The following is a 23,908-nucleotide window of genomic DNA, read 5'->3' on the forward strand; positions in this document are numbered from 1 at the left end:
ACCCCAGATTCTTAAGCAGGAAGTTCTTCTCGCCCTGCAACTACCCCGAATTCGTAAGCACACGGGACATGGAGGGGCGCGGGCGAGAAGGGCCTCGGTTGATACGAAAGCGGGCGACGGACCAGGAGGCCCGCCGCCCGCGGCAGCTCGGTCGGAGCCGGCACCTACTTGCCGTCCTCCTCGCGCTCGAGCGAGGGGATCTTGTCGCGGAACTCGTTCTCCGTGGCGTTGGCGTGCGGCGACTTCTTGGCGTAGCGGCGCACCGCGGCAGCGGTCTTGTTGATCGCCTGGAGCGTACCGGCGCCGGCGACGCAGCCGCCCGGGCAGGCCATGCCCTCGAGCAGGTAGCCGGGGTACTTGCCCTTGACGGCGTCCTTCATCATCTTGCGGCAGTTCTCCAGGCCCTCGGCGTTCATGACGTTGACCTCGCGCTCCGGGTCCAGGACCTTGATCGCGTTGACCACGGCGCTGGCCACGCCGCCCGCGACCGCGAAGCCGCGGCCGTCGGCGGAGGCGACCTCGAAGTCAGAGCTGCCCTCGCCCTCGAGCTTGGTGTACTCGTCGATGCCGCGGGCCTTCATCATGCCCGCCATCTCCTCGAACGTGAGGACGAAGTCGACCTCGGAGCGGACGGAGGCGCGCATGGCCTCGAGCTTCTTGGCCGAGCACGGGCCCACGAAGACGATCTTGGCGTCCGGGTGGCGCTGGCGCAGGAGGCGCGCGGTGAGCGTCATGGGCGTGAGGGCCATCGAGATGCAGTTGGCGTGGTCGGGGAACTCGGTCTTGGCCATGACCGACCAGGCCGGGCAGCAGGACGTGCCCATGAACGGGATCTTCTCGGGCACCTCCTCCATGAAGTCCTCGGCCTCCTGGACGGTGCAGAGGTCGGCGCCCACGGCGACCTCTTCCATGCCGGAGAAGCCGAGCATGGTGAAGGCCTGGCGCAGCTTGTCGACGTTGCCCTTGCCGCCGAACTGGCCGACGAAGGCCGGGGCGACGGCGGCGATGACCTGGTCGCCGCGGTTGATGGCCTGGATGACCTGGAAGATCTGGCTCTTGTCGGCGATGGCGCCGAAGGGGCAGTTGATCAGGCACTGGCCGCAGGAGACGCACTTCTCGTAGTCGATCTGGGCGCGGCCGTGCTCGTCGGAGCCGATGGCGTGCATGCCGCAGGCGTCGGCGCAGGGGCGCACGTGGTGCTGGATCGCGTGGTAGGGGCAGGCGTTGAAGCACATGCCGCAGTGGATGCACTTCTCCTGGTCGATGTAGGCCTTCTTGTCCTTGAAGGTGATGGCGCCCTTGGGGCAAATCTCGCGGCAGGGGTGGGCAAGGCAGCCCTGGCAGGCATCGGTCACGCGGTAGACGTTGTCCTCGCACGCGTTGCACGCGAACTTGATGACGTTGATCAGGGGCGGCTCGTAGTAGGTCTCGGGGACCGCGGCGTCGGCGAGGCCGTCGGTCAGGCTCTCGCGCTTGTCGACGCCCTGCAGCGGCAGGCCCATGGCCAGGCGGATGCGCTGCTCGACGATCGCGCGCTCCAGGAAGACGGACTCGCGGTAGGTGGCCACGTCGCCGGGGATGATCTCGTACGGGAGGTCACGGATCTTGCGACGGGTGGCCTTCTCGTCGTCGTCCTTCATATCGTAGGCGATCTTGGCCACGCTGGAGAACACGTTGCGGCGGATCTCGGTCAGGTTGGTGTACACGCCACGCATGGTGTCGGCCATGGTTGCCCCTCTCCCGGCTCTCTTCTCCCTTGTCCGGCGCTTCCCCTCAGAGGCGCCTCTAACAGATTAGTATCGCACACGTTGGCGGCTTCTCGCCGAAGGGGGCGGCGGGCGGCGCGGGGGATTTCCCCGCCGCGACGCCGGGCGTGGGTCCGGCCGCGGCGCCGGCCGCGACGCGAACCGTCGCCCCCCCCCCCGCAGAGACGGCGTGCGGGGCCAAGGCGACGGTTTGCCGAGAAGAACCGTCGCGAATCCCCCGCAATGCTGCCGCGCGGGGGATTCGCGACACCTCCGACCAGACGGCGCGTCAGGCACATGCCGACTGTGCCAGACACGTCTGACGTCAGTGGCACACGTGCCAGGCACGTCTGACGTCAGTGGCGCGCCCGCGCCTCCGGGGGCGGGGACGGCCAGAGGCGCTCGGGCCAGGCGGTCTCAAGGCGCAGGAGCTCGCCGGACACGGGATGGACCACCTCCTCGCGCCAGGCGTGCAGCAGCAGGCCCTCCGTCCTTCTCGCCCCGCCGTAGAGCTCGTCGCCCACGATGGGAAACCCCATCGAGGCGAGGTGCACGCGAATCTGGTGGCGCCTGCCGGTGAGGAGCTCAACCCTCAGCAGCGAGCGCCCGCCCGAGCTCGCCACGCGCCGCACGCGCGTCTCGGCGGGCTTGCCCTGCCCCGGCCGGCAGGCGCGCATGCGCCGGGCGTCGTGGCGGTCGCGCCCGATGGGCCGGTCGATCAGCCGCTCCCCGCCCGGGAACGCCCCGCGCACCACCGCGAGGTAGGTCTTGTTCATGGCATGGCCCGCGACCTGCGCGTCGAGCGCCGGCTGCGTGGCGCGGTCGAGCGAGAAGAGCACGAGCCCCGTGGTTCCCACGTCGAGGCGCTGCACGGCCTGCGGGCGCGCCTCCGGGCGGCCCTCTGCCGCGAGGTGCTCCGCCACGACGTCCGTGAGCGTGCGCGCGCCGGTGCCGTCCCCGTGCACGAGCATCCCCGCCGGCTTGTCGCAGGCGAGAAGGACCTCGTCCTCGTAGATGATGCGCGCGCCGTCCACGCCGCCCCCCTTCGTCCCCACCAGCATACCCGTGAGGGGCGTCAGGCGGGCGCGGCGCGGGCGCGGGCGGGCGCGGCCCCGAGGGCGCAAGGCAGCCCCCAAGTGTGACAGTATCGTAAGTTCCGCCGCTCACCTGCCCTTTTACCGCCCCTCACCTCCTCGGACGCCCCGCCCGGGATGGCGCGCCGCACGCCGATGGTCTACGCTCGGCCCATTCGTTCAGCCGGCCTTCAACCTGCCGAGAGAGGCGGACCCACCATGACGCGCGACGACCTCAAGATGAAGCTCCCCCATGCGGAGGGGGAGGACGCCCCCGACGCCGAGGAGGACGTCGAGGAGCGGCTCGCCCTCGAGAGCCTCCAGCGGCACCGCCGGGCGCGGCGGCGCAAGAAGGTCATCGCGGCGGGCGTCGTGGGCGGCATCGTGGTGGCCGCGGGAATCGCCTGGGCGGTCCTGACCTCGGCGTCGAGCCAGCCCGCGGAGGAGGCCCCGCTTCAGACGATCCCGCTCATGCGCGAGGAGTTCTCCGAGTCCGTGCAGGCCACGGGGACGGCTCAGCCGCTCACCTCCGTGGTGGTGACGCCCAAGGCCGACGGCGTCATCGCGTCCGTGGACGTGGCGCTCGACGACGCCGTGGCCGAGGGCCAGGTCCTTCTCACCATCAAGAACGACGAGCTCGACCGCGCTGTCAAGCAGGCCGAGCTCGACCTCAGGACCAAGCGCGCCGAGAACGACGCGGTGCAGAAGGCCTACAACGAGCTCTACTACGCGGACGAGGTGGACAAGGACGCCCTCGCCGCCAAGCTCATCGAGCTGGAGACCTCCCGCCTCAACCTGGAGATCGCCCAGGACGCCTACGACGACGCCGTCGCAACGGCCGCCGGGCGCACCGTCAAGGCGCCGGCGTCCGGCTCCGTCGTGGCGCTGAACGCCGTCGCGGGCGCGGCCGTCGGCGCGGGCGGGACGACGTCCTCCGGCGCGGAGGGCGGCGGCTCGGGCCCGCTCGTGCAGATCGCCGACCTGTCCCAGATGACCGTCAAGGTGCAGGTGAACGAGGTCGACATCTCTCGCATCGCCGTGGGGCAGGCGGCACGCGTGACCTTCTCGGCGCTCCCGGGCACCATGCTCGACGCACAGGTAACGCGCATCTCCACCACGGCGGCGGCCGACCCCTACGGCGGCTCCGGCGGGGTGGTCACCTACGACGTCGAGCTCCTCATTCCCGACCCCGCGCCCGAGCTCAAGCCCGGTATGACGGCGAGCGTGGAGATCCTCATGCAGAGCGTGCCCGACGCGCTCACCGTGCCCGTCTCCGCGCTCATGACCGACGACGGCGTCTCGTACTACGTCTACGTGATGAGCGACCCCGAGACCGAGGCCGTGGAGCGGCGCGACGTGAGCGTGCCCGCGCAGAGCGACACCACGGCCGTGATCGAGGGCGACGTGTCCGAGGGCGACCTCGTGGTGCTCGACCCGTTCTCCGTCGACCCGACGTCCGCCGGGGGCGACGCGGCGGCCGGCGCCGCCGGGGGCGACGGCGCCGACGTGGCGGCTGCCGACGCCCCGGCGGCCTAGCCATGTCCGCCGTCATCGACGTCCGCGGCCTCTGGCGCATCTACGAGACGGCCGCCGGCCACACCACCGCCCTGCGCGGCATCTCCCTCCAGGTGGCGCGCGGCGAGTTCCTCGCCATCATGGGCCCGTCGGGCTCAGGCAAGTCCACGCTCATGAACACCCTCGGCTGCCTTGACCGGCCGACGGCCGGCTCCTATCGGCTCGAGGGCGTGGAGGTCTCCGAGCTCTCCGAGGACGACCTCGCGCACGTGCGCTCCAGCAGGCTCGGCTTTGTCTTCCAGTCGTTCAACCTGCTGCCGCGCGCCACGGTACTGCGCAACGTGATGCTGCCGCTCGTCTACTCCGACCGCCCCATGCGCGACCGCGAGCTCGCCGCCTGGCGCGCCCTGCGCTCGGTGGGCCTGCCGGAGGAGCACTACCTCCACCGGTCCAACGAGCTCTCCGGCGGCCAGATGCAGCGCGTCGCCATCGCGCGGGCGCTCGTCAACGACCCGGCCATCATCCTTGCCGACGAGCCGACCGGCAACCTCGACACCGCCACCGGGGAGATGGTCATGCGCACCTTCCAGCGCATGCAGCGGCGCGGCAAGACCATCATCCTCATCACGCACGACCCGGAGGTGGCCGCCTGGGCAGACCGCACCGTGCACATCCGCGACGGCAGGCTCTTCTCGGACGAGGAGGAGCGCGCCTACCTCGCGGACCTCGCGCAGCGCGAGAAGGACGCGGGCGAGAAGGGCGGGCACGCCGACGGCCCCTCCCCGACCTCGCCCGCCGCTCCGAAGAACCGCTCTCGGCTCCTGGGGGTGCCCTGCCTATGAAGTTCCGCGACCTCGCCTACGAGACCTCGTCCGCGCTTCTCGCCAACCGGGCGCGGAGCCTCCTCACCATCCTGGGCATCGTCATCGGCATCGCGGCCGTCATCGCCATGACGGCGCTCATCGACGGCGTGAAGGCCCAGCTCGTGGGCCAGCTCGGCCTCAACATGTCCCGAACGGTCAGCATCACCTGCTGGCCTCCCGGCAACCAGCCGCTCGACCGGGACGACATCGAGGAGATGGGCCAGGCGCTCGCGGGCGACTACGAGTTCGTCACCGGCTACACCTACGCCGGGGTCCCGGCCTCGTCGAGCACCGCCGAGGTGGAGTATCTGAGCATCACCGCGTGCGAGCCCGCCTACTTCCAGGGCATGGGGCTCTCCGCCACGCAGGGCAGGCTCTTCACCGAGGAGGAAGAGGAGGACGGCGCGATGGTCGTCGTGCTCGGCGGGTCCTCGGTGCAGAACCTCTTCGGCTCCCCCGACGCGGACTGCGTGGGAAAGACCGTGCGCATCGGCTCGTCGCAGTACACCGTCGTGGGCGCGATCAAGACCGACACGCCCTACCAGAGCGACATCGCCTACATGCCGGCATCGACCGCCGTCACGCGCCTCATCGGGCGGAGCGGATACAACTCCTGGCAGATTCTCGGCTTTGCGCGCGAGGGCTCTGACATGTACGCCGTGGCGGCCAACACCGAGAGCTATCTCTACCAGCGCTACAACATCCCCTACCCCGAGGAGGGGCAGACCTCATTCTCGAGCGACGAGGGCTACGTCTACGTCCAGACGGCACAGGCGCTCATCGATCAACTCGACGCCACGACGGCGACCTTCCGCATGCTCGCGCTCGCGGTGGCGAGCATCTCGCTTCTGGTGGGCGGCATCGGCATCATGAACATGATGCTCACCAACGTGACCGAGCGCATCCGCGAGATCGGCCTGCGCAAGGCGCTCGGAGCCCGGCGCGGGGACATCACTGGGCAGTTCCTGCTGGAAAGCGTGACCATCTGCATCGTGGGCGGCGTCATCGGCGTGGGCGTCGGCTACGGCGGGGCATGGCTGCTCGCGAGCGTGGCGGGCTCGGCCCTGAGCTCGATGATGGGCGGGAGCGGCGAGCTCGTGCCCGTCATCTCCCCGGCGACCGTCGCCATGGCGACGGGCATCTGCGTGGGGATCGGCGTCGTCTTTGGCTGGTACCCTGCGCGCCGAGGCGCCAAGATGGACCCCGTCGAGGCCCTGCGCTACCAGTAGCCTGCCACGGGCGTCGGGCTTATGCCACTGGCGTCAGTGGCACGCCAAAAGCCCGACGCCCGTGGCAGACGCCCGACGCCCTATCTGAGGCGGGCCCTCACGGCATCGACCAGCTCTGCCATGGGCACCTGCACCTGCTCGTGCGTGTCCATGTCGCGGACGGTCGCGGCCTGCGCGGCCACCTCGTCGCCGCCGAGCACCACGCAGAGGCGCGCGTGCAACTTGTCGGCCTGCTTGAACTGGCTCTTGAGCGAGCGGCCCTGGTAGTCGGCCTCGGTGCGCACGCCCGCGGCGCGCAGGGCCAGGCACGCGTCGAAGGCCGCCGCACGCTCCGCCTCGCCGCCGGTCGTGGCCACGTAGACGCAGCTCGGCTCGTCGCCGCCCATCTCGACGCCCGCCGCCGCAAGCGCGAGCGCGATGCGCTCGAAGCCCACCGCGAAGCCCAGGCCCGGCGTGGGCTTGCCGCCCTCGAGCTCCACCAGGCCGTCGTAGCGACCGCCGCCGCCGATGGCGCCGACGCCCGAGCCCACGGCCTCCACCTCGAAGACCGTGCGCGTGTAGTAGTCCAGGCCGCGCACCAGCGTGGGGTCCTCGACGTAGGCCACGCCGGCGGCGTCCAGGTAGCGCTTGACCGCGGCGTAGTGGGCGGCGCACTCCTCGCAGAGGTTGTCCGGCGCGAGCGGCGCCGCGGCCATGATCTCGCGGCAGCGGTCGTTCTTGCAGTCGAAGGCGCGCAGCGGGTTGATCTGGGCGCGCTCGAGGCAGTCCTCGCACATCTCGTCGGCGTGGTCCAGGATGAACGCGCGGACCTTCTCGCGGTAGGCGGGGCGGCACGCGGCGTCGCCCATCGAGTTGATCACGAGGCGCAGGTCCTCGCGGTCAAAGCCCAGGCGCTCGAAGTACTGCATGAGCATGATGATGCACTCGGCGTCGGCCGCCGGGTCGCTCGCGCCGAGCCACTCGACGCCCACCTGGTGGAACTGGCGCAGGCGACCCCTCTGCGGGCGCTCGCCGCGGAACATCGCCTCGGCGTACCAGAGCTTGGCCGGGGCCGCGCCCTGCGGCACGAGGTTGTTCTCCACCACGGAGCGAACGACGCCGGCCGTGCCCTCGGGGCGCATCGCCATGCGCTGGCGCGGCTTGAGGTGCGCCTCGGACCCCTTCTCCAGCAGGTCGCCGAAGAGCGCGCCGGAGACCACGCGGAACATCTCCTTGCGCACGACGTCGGTGGACTCGCCGATGCCGTGGACGAAGGTGTCCACCTGCTCGATGGCCGGCGTCTCGATCATGTCGAAGCCGTACGCGCCGAAGAGCTCGCGCGCCACGTCGACCATGCGCTGCCAGGCGCGCATGTAGCCGCCGTAGAGGTCCTCGGTCCCCTGAACCTTCTGTGCCATCGTGCGATTCCCTTCTCGCCGTGCGCTTCTCGCGGTTTCACAGCCGTCAAGTATACCGCGAGAGCGCCGCCGGGCGAGAAGAACGCGAGGCCGGGGGCGTGCGCTGCTACAATGACCCACAATTCGACGCCGGAGGTGGCCATGCGACGCAGAAACCGTGCCCTTCTCGCCCTTGCGACCGCGCTCTGCCTGGGCGCCTCGGCCATGCTCTGCGGGTGCGGGGTCCCCGCCGACTCCCCCGCCCCCGGCCCCGAGGAGGTCTCCGCCGTCGTCGCGGAGGCGTGCCCGAACGAGGGCTACGAGCTCGTCTCCTTCGAGGAGGCGAGCGAGCTCCCGCAGCAGGTGGTCTACACGCTGCGCTCCACCGAGCGCGACCTCACGTTCACCGCGACGAGCGAGGTGTACCTCGTCGAGAGCGGGCTCTTCCCGTCCTATTACGACACGTCCCTCAGCTGCGACTACCAGAGCGTCGTGAGGGGGCTCTACCACGACGACGTGATGGCGGCGCTCTCCGAGCGCGTGGGCGACGGGGCGGGCGGCGGCCTGGTCTTCCTGCCCGACCAGCCCTGCCTCTACGTGAGCAGCTACGAGCAGCTCGAGGAGGCCCTGCGACTGCTCGGGGAGGTCGACGCCCTCTACGAGCCGGAGCTCGCGTACAACCCCGCCGAGTGGGTCCGGGAGAACGCCTCCTGCTCGGTGGGCGTCCGCTGGTTCGACGGGACCCTCTCGGCCGATGACGGCGAGCCCGAGGGCTGGGAGCACCTCGGCGACGTGGGCCTCTACGGCGCGCTCGACGCCGAGGAGGAGCTCGACCAGCTCGCGCGCGCCTACGCGCAGCTCGTCGTCGACGGCGACGCGCCGGACGACCCGACGCTGCCGGACGGGTCCCTTGAGGCTCTTCACCGGACCGCGATCGACCGCGTCACGGTGCGCGGCGCGGAGGTACCCTTCGCGCTGGGCGAGACGAGCTTCGGCGACGCCACGAACCCCTACCAGCGCAGCCACAAATCCCATGGCGGGGGCGTCGTCGCGCGCTGGAGCGAGGAGCAGGGCTGCTACCTCGTCCGCGTCGACATGGGCGGCACGGACCCCCGGGAGGGCGGCGAGAGCGGCTCGTGGCTCGTGCAGCAGGTGGCGGGCCTCGCGGGCGGTACCTACGAGGACGGCGACGGGTACTTCGCGTGGAGCGTCGACGGCATCGACGGCCGCATGGAGTACCTCGGGTTCGAGGACGGCAGGAACGCCGCACAGCTGGAGCTGAACGGGCAAACGACCATCGTGAGCTGCGACGCCACCGATGCCAGCATCGGCGACGCCGTGGAGATGCCCGTCGACGACTTCGCCGCGCTCTTTGGCCTCGCGGCCCGCGTCGACGAGGCGGCGGGCGTCATCGAGCTCGTCTAGGCGATCTTGACGACCCAGCCCTCGGGGCCCTCGATCTCGCCGGCCTGAATACCGGTGAGCGTCTCGCGGAGCTTCGCCATGACGGGGCCGACGTGCTCCATGCCGCCCTCGCCGAAGACGACCTCGGTGTCGCCGTTGACGACCTTGCCCACGGGGCTGATCACGGCCGCGGTGCCGCACATGCCGCACTCGACGAAGGCGCCGCTCGCGACCTCCTCGAACTTGACCGGGCGCTCCACCACGGTCATGCCGAGCATGTCCTGCGCCACCTGCACGAGGCTGCGGCGCGTGATGGACGGCAGGATGGAGTCCGTCGCGGACTGCGGAACCACGAGCACGCCGTCCTTGTCGACAAACAGGAAGTTCGCGCCGCCGGACTCCTCCACGAAGGTGTGGGTCTGCGGGTCGAGGTACATGTTGTCCGCGAAGCCCTCGGCATGCGCCTGGACGCTCGGGTAGAGGGACATCGCGTAGTTGAGGCCGGCCTTGATGGCGCCGGTGCCGTGCGGCGCGGCACGGTCGTACTCGGGGACCTTGACGGCCACGGGCTTGACGCCGCCCGAGTAGTACGGGCCCACGGGCGTCACGAGGATGCGGAACTGGTACTCCTTGGCCGGCGCGACGCCGATGACCTCGCCGGTGGCCACCATGAACGGCCGCACGTAGAGCGTGGCGCCGGAGCCGAAGGGCGGCACCCACGCCTCGTTGGCCTTGACGACCATCTTGACGGCCTCGACGAACTTGTCCTCCGGGAACGGCGGCATCACGATGCGGCGCGCGGAGTCGGCCATGCGGGAGGCGTTGAGGTCCGGGCGGAAGCAGACGATGTCGCCGTCCTTGGTGGTGTAGGCCTTGAGGCCCTCGAAGACCTCCTGGCAGTAGTGGAAGATGCCCGCGCACTCGGAGAGCGTGAGGGTGTGGTCGGTGGTGAGGCCACCCTCCTCCCAGGCGCCGTCGCGATAGTTGCAGACGTAGCTGTAGTCGGTGGGCTGGTAGGCAAAGCCGAGGCTGCCCCAGTCGATGTCCTTCTTCTCCACTGCCATGATTGCCCTCCTGCCGGGTTTGTGTGCTGCCGGAAACGATAAACCCATTCCGGACGAGAGGAACGACGGGTTGCGGAGGTTGTAACATTGCGCGACGCTGAGCGGCTGCGCCGCGGCGGTGCGCTCCGGCGGCGCGTCACGCGTTCCCAAAAGGGGTCGAGGCGGTTTTTTGGCTCTCCAGTGTCACTTTTCGCCTCGTTTGTGTGGATGAACGAGGGCGTTGAGGCGATTGCCCATAAGTTTAGAAATCTCTATCTGGGGTTTCCTCCCTTTCGGCCTCTTCGGAATCCAGCCTCTCCAGCACGAGGCACACAAATGGGGCGAAAAGTGACACAGCAGCCCGGTTTTTCTGCCTCGCGCGCATCGCGAGCCGTGATACAACGTACGGGATACGTTTTTCACCAAGTTGAACCGAGGGACACCATGCGCATGTTCCGCAACGACTACTCCGAGGGCGCCGCGCCCGAGATCCTGGCCGCGCTCGCCGCCACCAACGACGAGCAGACCGTCGGCTACACCGAGGGCGACCCGCACTGCGAGCGCGCTCGCGAGCTCATCCGCGCCGCGTGCGGCCGCGACGACGTGGACGTGGAGTTCTGCATCGGCGGCACCTCGGCCAACGTCATCGGCGTGACCGGGCTCCTGCGCGACTGGGAGGGCGCCGTCTGCACCAAGGACGCCCACATCAACGTCCACGAGACCGGCGCCGTCGCCGCGTGCGGCCGCACCGTGCTGCCCACCGACGACGCCGACGGCTTCCTCACCCCCGAGGCCGCCGAGCGCGTCTGGCGCTTCCAGACCTCCACGGGCCGCCACATGACGCGCCCCGGCTGCGTCTACGTCTCCAACACCACCGAGCTCGGCGGCGTGTGGGACAAGGCGCGCTTCGACGCGATCTGCGACTGGGCGGACGAGAAGGGCCTGCCCGTCTTCCTCGACGGCGCCCGCCTGGGCTCCGGCCTCACCTCCCCGGCGGCCGGAGGCCTCACGCTCGAGCACATCGCCGCACGCTGCGGCGCGTTCTACATCGGCGGCACCAAGAACGGCATGCTCTTCGGCGAGGCCATGGTCATCGCCGACCCGCGCCTGCGCGAGGCCTTCCCGTTCCTGCAGAAGGAGCGCGGCGGTCTTCTCGCCAAGGGGCGCCTCTTGGGCGTGCAGTTCGAGGCGGCGTTCGAGCAGCCGGCCGACGGCGGCGAGGCGCTCTACTGGCGCCTGGCCCGCAACGCCAACGCGTGCGCATTCCGCCTGCGCGAGGGCCTCGTGCGCCTGGGCTTCTCGCCCTACGGCGAGGCGCCCTCCAACCAGCAGTTCTTCGTGATGACGCCGGCGCAGCGCGACGCCTTCGAGGCCGCGTGCGGCTGCGAGACCTTCTACGAGCTGGGCGACGGCAACGTGGTCGCGCGCTTCGTCTGCTCCTGGGCCACGGCCGAGAAGGACGTGGACGAGCTGCTGGCGCTTGCGGCAGAGCTCGCCTAGAGCGCAAGCCCCACGAACGAGTCGACGACCTCGTCGGCGGCGCTCACGTCCTGGACGATGTCGCCGCCGGTGTAGGCGACGACGTGGCAGCCGGCGGCCTTGGCCGAGCCGATGCCCGTCGGCGAGTCCTCCACGGCGACGCAGGCCCCGGGGTCCGCGCCCAGAAGCTCCATCGCGCGCAGGTACGGGTCGGGCGCGGGCTTGCGCCGCTCGACCATGTCGCCGCAGACGATCGCGTCGAAGCGGTCCATGATCCCCAGGCGCGCCACGCCGGTGAGGATGCAGCGTGCCACCGTCATGGAGACGAGGCCCACCTTCACGCCGCGCGCCCGCAGGCCGTCGAGAAGGTCGAGCGCCCCGGGCTCCAGCTCGAGCGGGGCCTCGGCGTAGGTGCGGTAGCAGTTGTCGCGCAGGCGCTCGTAGTCGTCGATCGTGCCGGCGACGCCGTGCCTCTCGAGGATCGGCGGGACGGTCACGCGGTCCTCCCCGCCCGTGAGCACCTCGAGCTCCGCCATGGGCACCTCGGCGCCCATCTGCCGCAGCACGTCCTGCACCAGGCGCAGGTTCTCCACCTCGGTGTTGCAGAGCGTGCCGTCGAAGTCAAAGAGCACCGCCTCGAGGTGCCGGGGTCTCGCCATCAGGTCTCCTCACGAACGCGCGACAAAGGACAGCCCCTTTGTATCACCCGGCGAGGCGCGACGCAAAGTCCGCGAGCGTGCCGGGGATGTCGATCCGCTGCGGGCACACCGCCGCGCAGCTGCCGCACCCGACGCAGGCGCCCGGGCGCTTGTCCTTAGGCAGCGTGCTCACGTACATGGACGGGATGAAGCCGCCGTCGCCGCCCGTCACCATGGCCTCGTTGTAGAGCTCGAGCAGCTTGGGGATGTCCAGGCCCATCGGGCAGTGGTCCGTGCAGTAGCGGCATGCCGTGCAGGGCACCGTGTGGCGGCCGAGCATGTTGCCCACCACGCGCCCCAGGGCCGCACGGTCCCTCTCGCCCAGCGGGCGCTCCTCGGAGAACGTCGCCACGTTCTGGCGCAGCTGCTCGAGGTTCGACATGCCGGAGAGCGTGACCACCACCTCAGGGATGCCCTGCACGAAGCGGAAGGCCCAGCCCGCGGGCGACTCGTCCGGGCGCGCCTCGGCGAGAATCGCGGCGTTCTCCTCCGAGAGCTGCGTCAGCTTGCCGCCGCGCACCGGCTCCATGACCCAGACGGGGATGCCGCGCGAGCGCATCAGCTCGACCTTGCCGCGGGCGTTCTGGAACTCCCAGTCCAGGTAGTTGATCTGGAGCTGGCAGAACTCCATGTGCTCGCCGTACGCGTCGAGGAAGCGCGTGAGGCACGGCAGGTCGCCGTGCGCCGAGAAGCCCAGGTGGCGGATGCGCCCGGCCCGCCTCTGCCCCAGCAGGTAGTCGAGGATCCCGTTGGCGGGGTTGAGGTACTCGTCCACGTTCTTCTCGCACACGTTGTGGAAGAGGTAGAAGTCGAAGTGCCCGGCGCCGGTCTTGCGGAGCTGCTCCTCGAAGATCTCCTCGACCTTGCCCATGTTGGCGAGGTCGTAGCCCGGGAACTTGTCCGCCAGGAAGTAGGCGTCGCGCGGGTGGCGCGCGAGGGAGCGGCCGATCACGACCTCAGAGCGCCCGCCGTGGTAGCCCCACGCCGTGTCGAAGTAGTTCACGCCCTGAGCGAGCGCGTAGTCCACCATCTCGTCGACGGCGGCCTGGTCGGGCTCGGTGTCGCTGCCCTCGACGCACGGCAGCCGCATCGCCCCGAACCCGAGCGTCGAAAGCCTGAGCCCCTGGAAGTCCCGATACAGCATGGCATCCCCTCTCCACAAGCAACGCCCCGTCACTTGCAAGTATACCGCGCCCCCCTCTTCCGGGTATGTACGAAGTTGCACCCTTGATGTTTTTCTCGCCAACCATTCTGCCTGCGGAAACACAATCTCAAGGCACCATATTAATTTTCCAACTTCGTACACACCCGGAGGGGAAGCGAGTGGCCCACCAAGAGGAGAAGCACCTCAGCCCCCTCTCGGGTAAGAGAGGCCATCGACGCGAGCCGCCCCGGCAGCCTCCCGACCTTCTAAGCAGGATCTTCCGCGAAGCGCAGTCCTGCGTGAAGGTCGGGAGGCTGCCGGGGCGGCCCCACGAGCGAGAGGTTCTTCTCGCTAGGCGTCCTTCATGATGATGTCGCGCACGATGCCGGAGACGCGGTCGCACGCGTCGAGGCAGAGCTCCATGCGGTCGAAGATGCGCAGCCAGGTGACCGCGTACTTGCCGGAGGCGTCCTCCTCGTCGGAGAAGAGGCGACGCAGCGCCTTCTGGTAGACGGTGTCGCCCTCGTCCTCCACGGTGCCGATCTCGATGGCCTTGTCGAGCACCACGCGGTCCTTCTTGTAGTCGGGCAGGTGGTTGATCATCTCCTGCATCTCGTGGACGGCGTGGAGCGTGAGCTCGGAGATCTGCTTGGCCTCGATGCGCAGGTCGCCGATGTTGAAGAGGTCGAGGCGCACCGCGACGCCGTACATGGAGTCCACGACGTCGTCCATGGCGAGCGCCAGGCTGGAGATGTCCTCGCGGTCGATCGGCGTGATGAAGGAGGTGTAGAGCTTGGCCATGATGGACTTCACGCGCTCGTCGCAGGTGGACTCGTAGACCTTCATCTGCGGGATCGAGCTCATGGACTCGGGGAACTCGCAGATGATCTTGTGGTACTCGTCCGCCGCCTCGACGATGAGGGCTGCGAACTCCTTGAGCATGGTGTAGAACTCGTCTTCCTTCTTGATGCGGGGCATGGTGACTCCTTTTCGTTGACGGACGCGCTGGCGAGAAGAACGTGCGGTCGGGACTCGGTCGGGACTAGAACAGCACCAGGAAGAGCCTGGCGAGGATGTAGCCGATGACACCGCAGCCCGGGAACGTGAAGACCCAGGTGAGGACCATCTCCTTGGCGACGCCCCAGTTGACGGACTTGGGGTCCTTGGCGGCGCCGGCGCCCATGATGGCCGCGGTCTTGGTGTGCGTGGTGGAGACGGGCAGACCCGTGAGCGTCGCGATGAGAAGCGACGCCGTGGCCGAGACGGAGGCGGCGAAGCCCTGGTACTTGTCCAGGCGCACCATCTCCATGCCGACCTTCTTGATGATCTTCTTGCCGCCCACGGCGGTACCGATCGCCATGACCGCGGCGCAGAGCACCATGATCCACAGCGGGAAGCCGCCCATCTCGCCGACCGTCATGTTGAGCGAGAGCGCGATGGCGAGCATGGCCGTGGACATGAACTTCTGGCCGTCCTGCGCGCCGTGCATGAGCGCCACGCCGGCGGCGCCGAGCACCTGCATGCGGCCGAAGAAGTTGTTGGCGGTGCGGCGGTCGGCGTTGCGGCAGGCGATCGGGATGACCTTGGAGATCACCCAGCCCGCGAGGAAGCCGAGCACCGTGGAGAGCACGAGGCCGTAGACGACCTTGATCCACTCGCCCATGTTGACGCCGTCGAGGCCGCCGGAGACCGCGAGGGCGGCGCCGGTGAGGCCGGCGATGAGCGCGTGGCTCTCGGAGGTGGGGATGCCGAAGGCCCAGGCGCCGAGGCCCCAGGCCACGATGCCCACCGTGGCCGCGGCCAGCGCGATGAGCGCGGCGTGCGAGTCGCCGCCGAAGTCCACCATGCCGGAAATCGTGTCGGCGACGGCGGTGGAGATGAACGACATGGCGACGAGACCCACGAAGTTGCAGATGACGCTCATGAAGATCGCCGAGTCGACGTCGATGGAGCGGGTCCCTACGGGCTCGGCGATGGCGTTGGCCGCGTCGGTGGCGCCGTTCACGAAGATCGTGCCCATGACGAGAACCATGACGATGATCAGAAAGGGGTTGCTCGACAAAACGCCGAGGAACTGCTCAAAGCTAATCAAGGGCGAACTCGCTTCCTCTATGCCGCGCGGGGGCGGGCAATTGTCACAGCTTTGTAAACGCCCGATAAGGATAGCGTAAACGCGCATGTTGCAAGGGCGAAAAGCCCGGTGGGACCCCTCGCTCGCCCGGGGCTTACAAAGCCCTTACATTGGGGAGGCGGCCTCCAGGGCGGCTCGGCCGCGAGGCGCTGCCACGAGCACGTGCTCGAGCGCGCCGCAGCCGTGGAGGGGAGCGCCGCAGGTCACGACCTCGCGGGCGAGCGCGGCGTCGGCGACCACGCTGCCGGCGACGAGGTCCGCGCCCGCGTCGAGGACCGGCGCACAGATCGTGGCCGACGGCCCGACCACGGTCGCGAGCGCGTCGCGGGCGAGCTCGAGCAGGCGCGGCATGGTCTTGTTGGCGAGCGTCATGCCCGTCATGACGGCGAGGTCGCAGCCCGGGAGCAGGTACTCGCAGGCGGTGTCCGGCAGGTCCGCGTCCGTGCGGGCGGCGCGCTCGAGCACGGCGACGTCCGCGTGCTCCGCGAGGGCCGCGAGGTGCGGGAAGTGGCCGACCACCACCGCGCGGGGCTGCGAGCCGTCGTTCTTCTCGGCCGCCATGCGGGCGGCCACCGCGGGCAGGAAGACGAAGGGGTCCGTGCTCGGCACGTCCTCGACCAGGCCGAGCGTGCCCAGGCGCCCGGGCTGGTTGTACCAGGCGTTGAGGGCCGCCACGCCCGCCGACGCGACCTCGAAGTCCCAGGACTTGGCGCAGGCCGCGAGCTCGCGCAGGGGGCGGCCCGCCCAGCCGCGTTCCATGCGCAGGCGGGCGCCGCCGCGATGGAGCGCCGCCACGCCCGTCCCGCACTCGGCCTCGACGAGGCAGTGATGGGCGCCCATGGCCACGTGCCGCACGAGGACGTCCTCGGGAATCTGGGCGATCATCCGGTCGTAGAGCGACCACGCGTCTGTCATCATTTCCTCCAGGTTGGGTTGTCGGGAGGCCGCATGCTGTTCATTCTCACCGGGGACGTCCGGACGGGCAAGACCACGTGGCTCGAGGCGCGCGTGCGCGAGCTCGAGGCGGCGGGCGTGCCCGTGCGCGGCGTGCTCGCGCCCGGCGTGTGGCGCGACGGCGAGAAGGTCGGGATCGAGAACGTGCTCCTGCCCTTGCGCGAGCGCGTCCTTCTCGCCACGCCTGCCGGGGATGGATGCCCGACCGGCCTAGGCTGGGACTTTGACAACGCTGCACTCGCCCGTGTGAACGCGCGCCTCGCCGGACTCGCGGCGGATGTCAAGGGCGTCGGGCGGCCCGGCCTTCTCGTCATCGACGAGGTCGGCCCGCTCGAGCTGCGCCGCGGCGGCGGGCTCACCGCGGCGCTCGAACTGCTGAATGCTGGCCCCGCACCCGCCTGGTCCCATGCCCTCGTGGTCGTGCGCTCGGCGCTCGCCGGGGAGGCTGCCGCGCGCTTCGCCCGAAGCTGGCGTTCCGTCGAGCCCCTCTCCCCCGACGAGTCGGGCGCCCGCCGGCTGCGCGGGGCCTTTCTCGCCCCCGGCGGCACGTCGCCAGCGCCGAGTCTGTAGTTTTCTGGCGCAACCCCAAGTACAGACTCGATTCCGGCGCAGAGAGTCGCAGGTAGACGCTTTGCTCATCGAGTCTGTACTTTGCTCGACCGCAAAAAACTACAGACTCGGCGAGCCTACGCCCGCACGGCGCCGCGCATCAGCGCGCCGTACTCCTCGTCCGTGAGGTCGTGGCCGTAGAAGAGCTGGTAGTACTCCCCCACCACGTCGCGCAGGTCATCGTCGAAGCGGTCCGGATAGCACAGGCGCGCGTACCACTGCAGGCCAATGATCTGGTTGACCGAGGCCGGCATGGAGATCCAGTTGTAGGGCTCGCTCGGCGCGCGGAAGTAGTTGCCTGACTTGATGGCGCTGAGCTCGGCCCAGGCCGGCTCGTCGCCCACGGTGTCAAAGATCGAGTCGCCTACGAAGACGATGAGCTCGGGGTCCCAGAGCGCGATCTGCTCGAGGCCGATCTCGTTGCCCTTGCCGCTGGACGACGGGTCGTCCACCACGACGACGTTCTCCGAGCACAGGTCGATGATGCCGGATTGGAAGCCGCCGCGCGCCATCGCGTTGGTGCCGGTGTCGCCGAGCAGGTACGCCGCACGCGGACGCTCGCCCTCGGGGACCTCCGCGACGACGGCCTCCACCTCGGCCACCGCGTCGCGGCAGTAGTCCGCAAGCTCGGCTGCCTTCTCGGAGTCCAGGATGACCGCGAGCTGGTCGTAGAGCTCGGCGTAGCTGTGGAGGTCGGTCGAGTCGATGTGCACGCACGGGATGCCGAGCTGCTCCTGCAGCGTGTCCAGCTCCTCGGCGAGCGAGTCCTTGGCCTCGCCGACGTCGATGATCAGCTGTGGGTCCGCCGCGGCGACGGCCTCCTTGTTGAAGTCGCCCTTGCCACCGTAGATCTGGCCGAAAACGGGCAGGTCGGCGAGGTCCTCGCCGAGGTAGGCGAGCTGCTCGTCGGTGAGCTCGCCGGAGAGGCCGACCATCTTCTCGGGCGCCACCGTGAGCAGCACCTGCTGGGCCACGGGGCCGGACGCCGCGATGCGCTCGACCTCGGCCGGGATCTCCACCTCGCGCCCGAGCGAGTCCGTGACCACACGCGTGGCGGCCTCGTCGGTGGGGGCGGGGTCGGCCGCGGGCGCGCCGCCGCACGCCCCGAGCGACGCCGCCACCGCAAGCGCCGCGACCGCCGACAGGAACGTCCTTCTCCTCATCATCTCACTGCCCTTCTATCTCGTCATGTCCAGGGGCACGCAGGCGCGCGCCCGGTCGCCGTGGAGCGAGCTCACCTCGACGGGCAGGCCGTAGAGCTCGCTCAGGAGCGGACCGGTGATGACGTCCGCCGGCGAGCCGCACGCGCGCACGCGTCCGCCGTCGAGCGCGAGCACCGTGTCCGCGTAGAGGTAGGCCAGGTCGGGCGCGTGCGTGGACGCGATCACCGAGAGCCCCTCGCTCGCGAGCCGTCGCACGACCGCCATCACGCGCGCCGTGTTGCCAAAGTCGAGCGCGCTCGTGGGCTCGTCCATCACGATCGAGCGCGCGTTCTGCGCGATGGCGCGGGCGATAAGGACGAGCTGCCGCTCGCCGCCCGAGACCTGCATGAAGCTCCGGTGCGCGAGGTGCGCCACGCCCACGCGCTCGAGCGCCTCCTCGGCGCGGGCGCGGTCGGCGGCTGCGGGCGCGCGCAGCGGCCCCAGGCGCGACGCCGCGCTCATGAGCACCACGTCGAGCACCTCGTAGTCAAAGACCTGCGCGTGGCTCTGCGGGACGAAGGCCATCTCGCGGGCGCGCTCGGCTATCGTGAGCTCGCCGAGCGGGCGGCCGTTCACGAGGATGGCCCCCGCGCGCGGCCGCTCGAGGCCCAGGATGCAGCGGAAGAGCGTCGTCTTGCCCACGCCGTTGGGCCCGAGCACGCACGCGAGCTCGCCGTCCGCGACGGAGAGGTCCACGCCCTCGAGCACCGCGTGGTCACCATAGGAGAAGCTGAGGCCGGAGATCTCAAAGCTCATGTCAGCCGCGCCCCCTCTCGCCCGCCGCGGGACCGGGATGCCAGGTTCTTCTCGCCCGCATCAGCCGCGCCCCCTCTTCACGATGAGCCACAGGAAGAACGGCGCGCCCACCACCGACGTGAGGATGCCGATGGGGATCTCCGCCGTGAGCGCGAGGCGCGCGATGTCGTCGACCACCAGGAGAAACGTGGCACCCGCGAGCATGCTGGCCGGCAGGAGGTGCCGGTAGTCGCTGCCCACCAGGCCGCGCGCGAGGTGCGGCACCACGAGCCCCACCCAGCCGATGAGCCCGGAGACCGCCACGCTCGCCGCGGTCACGAGCGCCGAGAAGAGCACGGCCACGGCACGCACGCGCGGGGCGTTCACGCCCATGGAGAGCGCCTCGTCATCGGACATCGTGAGGACGTTGAGGCGCCAGCGCATGGCCATAAGGCCGGCGAGGCCGATGGCGATGGGGCCGGCGGCCAGCGCGAGGTCGGCCACCTTGGCGCCGTTGAACGAGCCGAGCAGCCAGAACGTGATGGCCTGCAGCTGGTTGGACGGGTCGGCAACGAGCTTGGTGTAGGAGACGCCGGACTCGAAGAGCGACTTCACCATGATGCCGGCGAGCACGGTCACGAGGATCCGGTTGCCGCGCGCCCTGCTGCTCACCAGCAGCACGATGCCCACCGCGGCGAGCGAGACGGCGAAGGCGGAGCCGGAGATTGCGAGCGAGCCAGCCCCCGTGAGAATGGCCCAGCACGCGCCGAAGGCCGCGCCCTGCGACGCGCCGAGGAAGTCCGGCGAGACGAGCGGGTTCTGGAAGATTCCCTGGAAGGCGGCGCCCGCGGCCGAGAGGCTCGCGCCCACGAGGATCACGAGCAGGATGCGCGGCAGGCGCACGTTGAAGAAGAGTGTCTCCTGCTGCGCGGAGAAGTCGCCGAGGCCGGGCACCACGCGGGAGGCCAGCAGCTCGAGCGCGTCCGCCGGGCCGATAGGATAGCGGCCGAGCGCCAGCGAGATCAGGACGCACGCCACGAGCAGCGCGCCGAGAAGGGCGATGATGCGGCCGGGGTGTCTGCGGGCGAGGGCCGTCATGCGCGCTCGCCCTTCCCCGGGCCCTCGCCGCGGCGCTCGGCGCGCCGGCGGACGAGCTGCGCCACGATTGCGAGGGCGATCTCGACGGGCGTGACGGCACCGATGGCGAGGCCGATCGGCATGGCCACGGCGTCGACGCGCTCGGCCGGCACGCCGCCGGCGGCGAGGTGCTCGCGCGCAAGGGCGGCCTTGCGGGCGCTGCCGATGCAGCCCACGTAGGCGGGCTGGACGTCACGGGTCAGCACGCCGAGAAGGACCGTCTCGTCGTGGGCGTGCCCATGCGTGAGCACGACGACGGAGTCGCGCGGCCCGACGACGGCGCTGGCGGCAAGCTCGTCGAACGCGCCGCAGGTCACGGATGTTGCCTGCGGCAGGCGCTCGCGCGTCGCGAGCTCCGGTCGGTCGTCGTAGACGTGCACCTCGAAGCCCGCCGCGGCGGCCAGTCCCACGAGCGCAGCGCCCACGTGTCCGGCGCCAAAGACGTGCAGTCGGCTCGGGACGGCGACGGGCTCGCGGTAGGTGGCGCGGGCGTCGTACCAGGTCGGGGCGGAGAGGCGCGCGGCTGGGCCGGCCTCGATCGTCGGCGCGGCGGCGTCCGCCCAGCGCTCCGTCACGCAGACAGGCTCGTCGCGCAGGAGCGCGTCGCGCACGGCGAGAAGAACGGACAGGTCGTCGGCCGTGAGCGAGCGCACGGCGAGAAGCGCGTCGCCGCCGCAGGCCATGGCGTCGCCCGTGTGGTACCACTCCAGACTCGACGCACCGCCGGAGCGTGCCGCGCGGGCACGCTCAATGGCCAGCTGCTCGATCGCACCGCCGCCGACGGTCCCGACCAGCGACTCATTTGCGAGGACCGCCAGGCGCGCGCCCTCGTGGCGCGGCATCGAGCCGCTCGTGGCGAGCAGACTCGCCAGCCCCACGCGTCGCCCGGCCTCAAGCTCCGCCACGAGCGCGGAGACGAAGCCCTCGTCGGAGAGGGAGCCGTTGACGGAATGCACGTTCTTCTCGGCCTCCACGTTCTTCTCGCTCGAGAGCGCCAGAATCGCCTCGAGCACGCCGCCGCCCACGGCCAGCGCCTTGTCGGAGGCGCTCTCGATGTACTCCGGGTGGCAGCGCGGGTCCACGTCTCCGCACTTCATGCCCTTGTGCACGGAGACGCCCGCCTGCAGGAGCCCCCGCACCACGCCGTCGATCGTCGCGCGCATGGGCTCGCCGGCCACCGTGGCGCAGACGTCACCGGCCGTGACCTGCGCCCCGATCTCCACGCACGGCTCGAAGACGCCGTCCGCCGGCGCGCGCATCACGCGCTCGCCCGCGTAGCCGCCGATGAGCCCGGGCACCGCCGTGTTGGGGATCGGCGAGCCCTCGTAGTAAACGCGCCCCAGGTAGTGGCCGCGCATCGTCTCAACGGCGGCGTCGCAGTCCTCGCGCGCGGTGAAGCCGGGGCCCACGCCGATCACGACGGGTGCAATGTCGCGCGTGGTGCCGAGGTTGCGCTTGGCGAGAATGGCGTCGACCAGCACGTCGGGCGCGAGCTCGCGCACGCAGGTGGCCTCGGGGTCAACGAGCACGGCGACGTTTCCCGCCGCCGCGGCCGCGCGCGCCGCCGCGGCGTCCGCGCACAGCACGCCGCGCACGCCCTCCACACGCGTCTCGCCCAGGCGGATGGCCTCCGAGAAGCACACGGTGCGCCGGATTGACGTGGGGACCGCGAGGTCGCACATCACGACCTGCATGCCCGCGCGATGCAGCCGCAGCGCGATGCCCGACGCGATGTCCCCTGCCCCGCGAATCACGACCAGCATGTCCGGATAACCTCCTCGTCAGCGTTATATTTTCCAAAATATAACGCTCTGCGCGACGTTGAATTCCAACTAGTTAGTCTAACTCACAAAATGTTTGCCCGGCCGGCTGGCAGCGTGAGCGGCACCAGAGCGCACGCAGACGGCTACGACCTCGGCAGCCCCGTCCTTCTCGCCGTCCGCCCCTCTCCGGGTTTGTACTCCCCTTCCGGGTGTGTACGCCCCTTCCTCCGGGTGTGTACGGCCCCCTCTTCCGGGTGTGTACGAAGTTGCAATATTAATACGGTACCTAGCGACCACAAACCCGCAGGTGGATGGCCTGGCGAGAAGAACATCAACTCCGCAACTTCGTACACACCCGGAAGGGACACCTCAGCCTGCGGCGATCTCGCGGATGGCAGCCGCAGCAACGTCAACCTCGTTCTCGGTGGTAAACCAGCCGCAGCTCAGACGCACGATGCCCTGCTGCTCGGTCCCCAGGGCGCGGTGCATGAGCGGAGCGCAGTGGGCGCCGGCGCGGCACGCGATCCCCCAGCCGGAGGACAGCGCGTCGGCCACCTCCGCCGAGTCCAGCCCGTCCACGTTGAGCGCCACGATGCCACCGCAACGCTCGGGCGCCACGGCCCAGCCGCCGTACACCGTCACGCCCGGCACGTCGGCCACGCCCTCCCACAGTCGCCGCGCCAGCTCGTGCTCGCGCGCGCCCACCGCCGCGGGCCCGCCGTTCTTCTCGACAAACGCGATACCCGCAGCGAGGCCCGCCAGACCATGCGCGTTCAGCGTCCCCGCCTCCAGCCGCGTGGGCCACTCCAGCGGGTGCCGGCGCTCAAAGGAGTGCACGCCGGAGCCGCCCTCGGCCCACGGCCGCACGTCGACGCCGTCGGCCACCGCCATGCCGCCCGTGCCCTGCGGGCCCATGAGGCCCTTGTGCCCGGTGAAGCACACCACGTCGACGCCCGTGGCCGCCATGTCCAGCGGCACCGCGCCCGCCGTCTGCGACGCGTCCACCAGGCAGAGCGCGCCCACTGCGTGTGCGATCCGCGCCACACGGGCCACGTCCACGAGGTTGCCCGTCACGTTGGAGCCATGCGTCACCGCAACAAGGCGCGTGCCCGGCGTGACCAGCCGCTCGAGCTCGTCCATGTCGAGAAACCCGTACGCGTCGCAGCCGGCGTAGGCGACCTCCACGCCCCGCTCGTCCGCCAGGCGCGCGAGCGGGCGCAGCACGGAGTTGTGCTCCAGCACCGTCGTGACCACGCGGTCGCCCGGACCCACCAGGCCGGACAGCGCGGCATTGAGCGCCGCCGTCGCATTGGCCGAGAAGCACACGTGGTCGGCGCGCGGGCAGCCCAGGAGCGTCGCCACCGCCTCGCGGGCGCGCAGCACCACGCGCCCGGCGTCGAGGGCCCCCGCGGACGCGCCGCGGCCAGCGTTTCCGAGCGAGCCCATCGCCGCCACGACGGCGTCCACGACCTCCTGCGGCTTGCGCATCGTCGTTGCCGCGTTGTCCAGGTAGATCATCGGCCCCACGTCCTTCTCGCCCGCCGCTCAGCGAAACTCGAGCAGCTCGATCACCGTCATGGCCTCGACGGGCACGCCGTCGGCGGCCAGCGCGACCGCGAGCTCCTCGCGCGCCTCCGGCACGGTCTTCCACGCCAGGCCGCAGCCGGCCGCGACCTCGCCGGGCACCGGGATCATCCGCCCGCCCAGGCCACGCCGCTCGCAGCACTCCTCGCATGACATCGCCGCCGCCGTGGTGGGAAACGTCACCACCAGAGACGGCACCCGCACGCGCGCCATCGCCCGCCGCC

At 70.3% G+C, this 23,908-nt stretch carries 21 protein-coding genes; 6 read left to right on the forward strand and 15 right to left on the reverse strand.

Annotated features, from left to right (window positions below; translation table 11 throughout):
- Positions 1–164 precede the first annotated feature (164 nt).
- Together INF26_RS04770 and INF26_RS04775 are read right to left on the reverse strand one after the other, a co-directional pair.
- Entirely contained in the window at positions 165–1,727 is a 1,563-nt protein-coding gene (locus INF26_RS04770; RefSeq protein ID WP_193529590.1) for a 4Fe-4S dicluster domain-containing protein, read from the reverse strand.
- Positions 1,728–2,101: 374 nt separating this feature from the next.
- Positions 2,102–2,779: an RluA family pseudouridine synthase gene (locus INF26_RS04775; RefSeq protein ID WP_332307310.1), complete on the reverse strand. Its 678-nt coding sequence runs from the start codon at positions 2,777–2,779 to the stop codon at positions 2,102–2,104.
- Between the two features lie 258 nt (positions 2,780–3,037).
- Here INF26_RS04775 and INF26_RS04780 point away from each other — a divergent pair, with 258 nt between their 5' ends.
- The 3 genes from INF26_RS04780 to INF26_RS04790 are packed head-to-tail and all read left to right on the forward strand — an operon-like array spanning position 3,038 to position 6,425.
- Positions 3,038–4,354: an efflux RND transporter periplasmic adaptor subunit gene (locus INF26_RS04780; RefSeq protein ID WP_193529591.1), complete on the forward strand. Its 1,317-nt coding sequence runs from the start codon at positions 3,038–3,040 to the stop codon at positions 4,352–4,354.
- Positions 4,355–4,356: 2 nt separating this feature from the next.
- Positions 4,357–5,175: an ABC transporter ATP-binding protein gene (locus INF26_RS04785; protein WP_193529592.1), complete on the forward strand. Its 819-nt coding sequence runs from the start codon at positions 4,357–4,359 to the stop codon at positions 5,173–5,175.
- Complete coding sequence (locus tag INF26_RS04790; protein WP_193529593.1) at positions 5,172–6,425, forward strand: ABC transporter permease; 1,254 nt, start codon at positions 5,172–5,174, stop codon at positions 6,423–6,425. The genes INF26_RS04785 and INF26_RS04790 overlap by 4 nt, the downstream gene beginning before the upstream one ends.
- Positions 6,426–6,505: 80 nt before the next feature.
- Here the strand turns inward: INF26_RS04790 and hisS are convergent, their stop codons facing one another.
- Positions 6,506–7,822 (reverse strand): histidine--tRNA ligase, encoded by a 1,317-nt coding sequence (gene hisS, locus INF26_RS04795; RefSeq protein WP_193529594.1) that lies wholly within the window; start codon positions 7,820–7,822, stop codon positions 6,506–6,508.
- 141 nt (positions 7,823–7,963) lie between these two features.
- Here hisS and INF26_RS04800 point away from each other — a divergent pair, with 141 nt between their 5' ends.
- On the forward strand, positions 7,964–9,226 hold the full coding sequence (locus tag INF26_RS04800) for a hypothetical protein (RefSeq protein ID WP_193529595.1): 1,263 nt from the start codon (positions 7,964–7,966) through the stop codon (positions 9,224–9,226).
- Here INF26_RS04800 and INF26_RS04805 read toward each other — a convergent pair.
- A complete protein-coding gene (locus tag INF26_RS04805) occupies positions 9,223–10,269 on the reverse strand; it encodes a branched-chain amino acid aminotransferase (protein WP_193529596.1) in 1,047 nt (348 codons plus the stop codon). The two genes, INF26_RS04800 and INF26_RS04805, sit on opposite strands and share 4 nt — an antisense overlap.
- Before the next feature lie 423 nt (positions 10,270–10,692).
- Between INF26_RS04805 and INF26_RS04810 the strand changes: the two genes are divergently transcribed.
- Positions 10,693–11,748 carry a threonine aldolase family protein gene (locus INF26_RS04810; RefSeq protein ID WP_193529597.1) on the forward strand — a complete coding sequence of 352 codons (1,056 nt, stop codon included), beginning with the start codon at positions 10,693–10,695 and terminating at the stop codon, positions 11,746–11,748.
- On the opposite strand, the gene INF26_RS04815 is transcribed toward INF26_RS04810, so the two are convergent.
- The 5 genes from INF26_RS04815 to INF26_RS04835 form a co-directional block, all read right to left on the reverse strand.
- Complete coding sequence (locus INF26_RS04815; RefSeq protein WP_193529598.1) at positions 11,745–12,386, reverse strand: HAD family hydrolase; 642 nt, start codon at positions 12,384–12,386, stop codon at positions 11,745–11,747. The genes INF26_RS04810 and INF26_RS04815 overlap by 4 nt on opposite strands.
- Positions 12,387–12,429: 43 nt before the next feature.
- Complete coding sequence (locus tag INF26_RS04820) at positions 12,430–13,569, reverse strand: aldo/keto reductase (RefSeq protein WP_193529599.1); 1,140 nt, start codon at positions 13,567–13,569, stop codon at positions 12,430–12,432.
- Positions 13,570–13,920: 351 nt separating this feature from the next.
- On the reverse strand, positions 13,921–14,547 hold the full coding sequence (locus INF26_RS04825; RefSeq protein WP_193529600.1) for a DUF47 domain-containing protein: 627 nt from the start codon (positions 14,545–14,547) through the stop codon (positions 13,921–13,923).
- A 64-nt stretch (positions 14,548–14,611) separates the two neighbouring features.
- The gene (locus INF26_RS04830; protein ID WP_193529601.1) at positions 14,612–15,661 is read right to left on the reverse strand and encodes an inorganic phosphate transporter; all 1,050 of its coding nucleotides are present in this window, start codon (positions 15,659–15,661) and stop codon (positions 14,612–14,614) included.
- Positions 15,662–15,805: 144 nt separating this feature from the next.
- The gene (locus INF26_RS04835) at positions 15,806–16,615 is read right to left on the reverse strand and encodes a Rossmann-like domain-containing protein (protein ID WP_193529602.1); all 810 of its coding nucleotides are present in this window, start codon (positions 16,613–16,615) and stop codon (positions 15,806–15,808) included.
- Positions 16,616–16,648: 33 nt separating this feature from the next.
- Here INF26_RS04835 and INF26_RS04840 point away from each other — a divergent pair, with 33 nt between their 5' ends.
- On the forward strand, positions 16,649–17,224 hold the full coding sequence (locus INF26_RS04840) for a nucleoside-triphosphatase (RefSeq protein WP_193529603.1): 576 nt from the start codon (positions 16,649–16,651) through the stop codon (positions 17,222–17,224).
- Between the two features lie 116 nt (positions 17,225–17,340).
- On the opposite strand, the gene INF26_RS04845 is transcribed toward INF26_RS04840, so the two are convergent.
- The 6 genes from INF26_RS04845 to INF26_RS04870 form a co-directional block, all read right to left on the reverse strand.
- Positions 17,341–18,429 carry an ABC transporter substrate-binding protein gene (locus tag INF26_RS04845; RefSeq protein ID WP_193529604.1) on the reverse strand — a complete coding sequence of 363 codons (1,089 nt, stop codon included), beginning with the start codon at positions 18,427–18,429 and terminating at the stop codon, positions 17,341–17,343.
- Between the two features lie 12 nt (positions 18,430–18,441).
- Entirely contained in the window at positions 18,442–19,221 is a 780-nt protein-coding gene (locus INF26_RS04850) for an ABC transporter ATP-binding protein (RefSeq protein WP_193529605.1), read from the reverse strand.
- Between the two features lie 60 nt (positions 19,222–19,281).
- A complete protein-coding gene (locus tag INF26_RS04855) occupies positions 19,282–20,298 on the reverse strand; it encodes a FecCD family ABC transporter permease (protein ID WP_193529606.1) in 1,017 nt (338 codons plus the stop codon).
- On the reverse strand, positions 20,295–22,100 hold the full coding sequence (yqeB, locus tag INF26_RS04860) for a selenium-dependent molybdenum cofactor biosynthesis protein YqeB (protein ID WP_193529607.1): 1,806 nt from the start codon (positions 22,098–22,100) through the stop codon (positions 20,295–20,297). Before yqeB ends, INF26_RS04855 begins: the two co-directional genes overlap by 4 nt.
- Before the next feature lie 369 nt (positions 22,101–22,469).
- Positions 22,470–23,618 carry an aminotransferase class V-fold PLP-dependent enzyme gene (locus tag INF26_RS04865; RefSeq protein ID WP_193529608.1) on the reverse strand — a complete coding sequence of 383 codons (1,149 nt, stop codon included), beginning with the start codon at positions 23,616–23,618 and terminating at the stop codon, positions 22,470–22,472.
- A gap of 27 nt (positions 23,619–23,645) precedes the next feature.
- Positions 23,646–23,897: a DUF3343 domain-containing protein gene (locus INF26_RS04870; RefSeq protein ID WP_193529609.1), complete on the reverse strand. Its 252-nt coding sequence runs from the start codon at positions 23,895–23,897 to the stop codon at positions 23,646–23,648.
- Positions 23,898–23,908 lie beyond the last annotated feature (11 nt).

Source organism: Thermophilibacter gallinarum, assembly GCF_014982725.1.
In the GTDB taxonomy this organism is placed as follows: Bacteria; Actinomycetota; Coriobacteriia; order Coriobacteriales; family Atopobiaceae; genus Thermophilibacter; species Thermophilibacter gallinarum.

What these genes read in the sequence shown, in the direction of transcription:
- INF26_RS04770 (WP_193529590.1), bottom strand. Translation starts at nt 1,727, where the DNA reads ATGGCCGACACCATGCGTGGCGTGTACACCAACCTGACCGAGATCCGC.
- INF26_RS04780 (WP_193529591.1), top strand. Translation starts at nt 3,038, where the DNA reads ATGACGCGCGACGACCTCAAGATGAAGCTCCCCCATGCGGAGGGGGAG.
- INF26_RS04785 (WP_193529592.1), top strand. Translation starts at nt 4,357, where the DNA reads ATGTCCGCCGTCATCGACGTCCGCGGCCTCTGGCGCATCTACGAGACG.
- INF26_RS04790 (WP_193529593.1), top strand. Translation starts at nt 5,172, where the DNA reads ATGAAGTTCCGCGACCTCGCCTACGAGACCTCGTCCGCGCTTCTCGCC.
- hisS (WP_193529594.1), bottom strand. Translation starts at nt 7,822, where the DNA reads ATGGCACAGAAGGTTCAGGGGACCGAGGACCTCTACGGCGGCTACATG.
- INF26_RS04800 (WP_193529595.1), top strand. Translation starts at nt 7,964, where the DNA reads ATGCGACGCAGAAACCGTGCCCTTCTCGCCCTTGCGACCGCGCTCTGC.
- INF26_RS04805 (WP_193529596.1), bottom strand. Translation starts at nt 10,269, where the DNA reads ATGGCAGTGGAGAAGAAGGACATCGACTGGGGCAGCCTCGGCTTTGCC.
- INF26_RS04810 (WP_193529597.1), top strand. Translation starts at nt 10,693, where the DNA reads ATGCGCATGTTCCGCAACGACTACTCCGAGGGCGCCGCGCCCGAGATC.
- INF26_RS04815 (WP_193529598.1), bottom strand. Translation starts at nt 12,386, where the DNA reads ATGGCGAGACCCCGGCACCTCGAGGCGGTGCTCTTTGACTTCGACGGC.
- INF26_RS04820 (WP_193529599.1), bottom strand. Translation starts at nt 13,569, where the DNA reads ATGCTGTATCGGGACTTCCAGGGGCTCAGGCTTTCGACGCTCGGGTTC.
- INF26_RS04825 (WP_193529600.1), bottom strand. Translation starts at nt 14,547, where the DNA reads ATGCCCCGCATCAAGAAGGAAGACGAGTTCTACACCATGCTCAAGGAG.
- INF26_RS04835 (WP_193529602.1), bottom strand. Translation starts at nt 16,615, where the DNA reads ATGACAGACGCGTGGTCGCTCTACGACCGGATGATCGCCCAGATTCCC.
- INF26_RS04840 (WP_193529603.1), top strand. Translation starts at nt 16,649, where the DNA reads ATGCTGTTCATTCTCACCGGGGACGTCCGGACGGGCAAGACCACGTGG.
- INF26_RS04845 (WP_193529604.1), bottom strand. Translation starts at nt 18,429, where the DNA reads ATGATGAGGAGAAGGACGTTCCTGTCGGCGGTCGCGGCGCTTGCGGTG.
- INF26_RS04850 (WP_193529605.1), bottom strand. Translation starts at nt 19,221, where the DNA reads ATGAGCTTTGAGATCTCCGGCCTCAGCTTCTCCTATGGTGACCACGCG.
- INF26_RS04855 (WP_193529606.1), bottom strand. Translation starts at nt 20,298, where the DNA reads ATGACGGCCCTCGCCCGCAGACACCCCGGCCGCATCATCGCCCTTCTC.
- yqeB (WP_193529607.1), bottom strand. Translation starts at nt 22,100, where the DNA reads ATGCTGGTCGTGATTCGCGGGGCAGGGGACATCGCGTCGGGCATCGCG.
- INF26_RS04865 (WP_193529608.1), bottom strand. Translation starts at nt 23,618, where the DNA reads ATGATCTACCTGGACAACGCGGCAACGACGATGCGCAAGCCGCAGGAG.
- INF26_RS04870 (WP_193529609.1), bottom strand. Translation starts at nt 23,897, where the DNA reads ATGGCGCGCGTGCGGGTGCCGTCTCTGGTGGTGACGTTTCCCACCACG.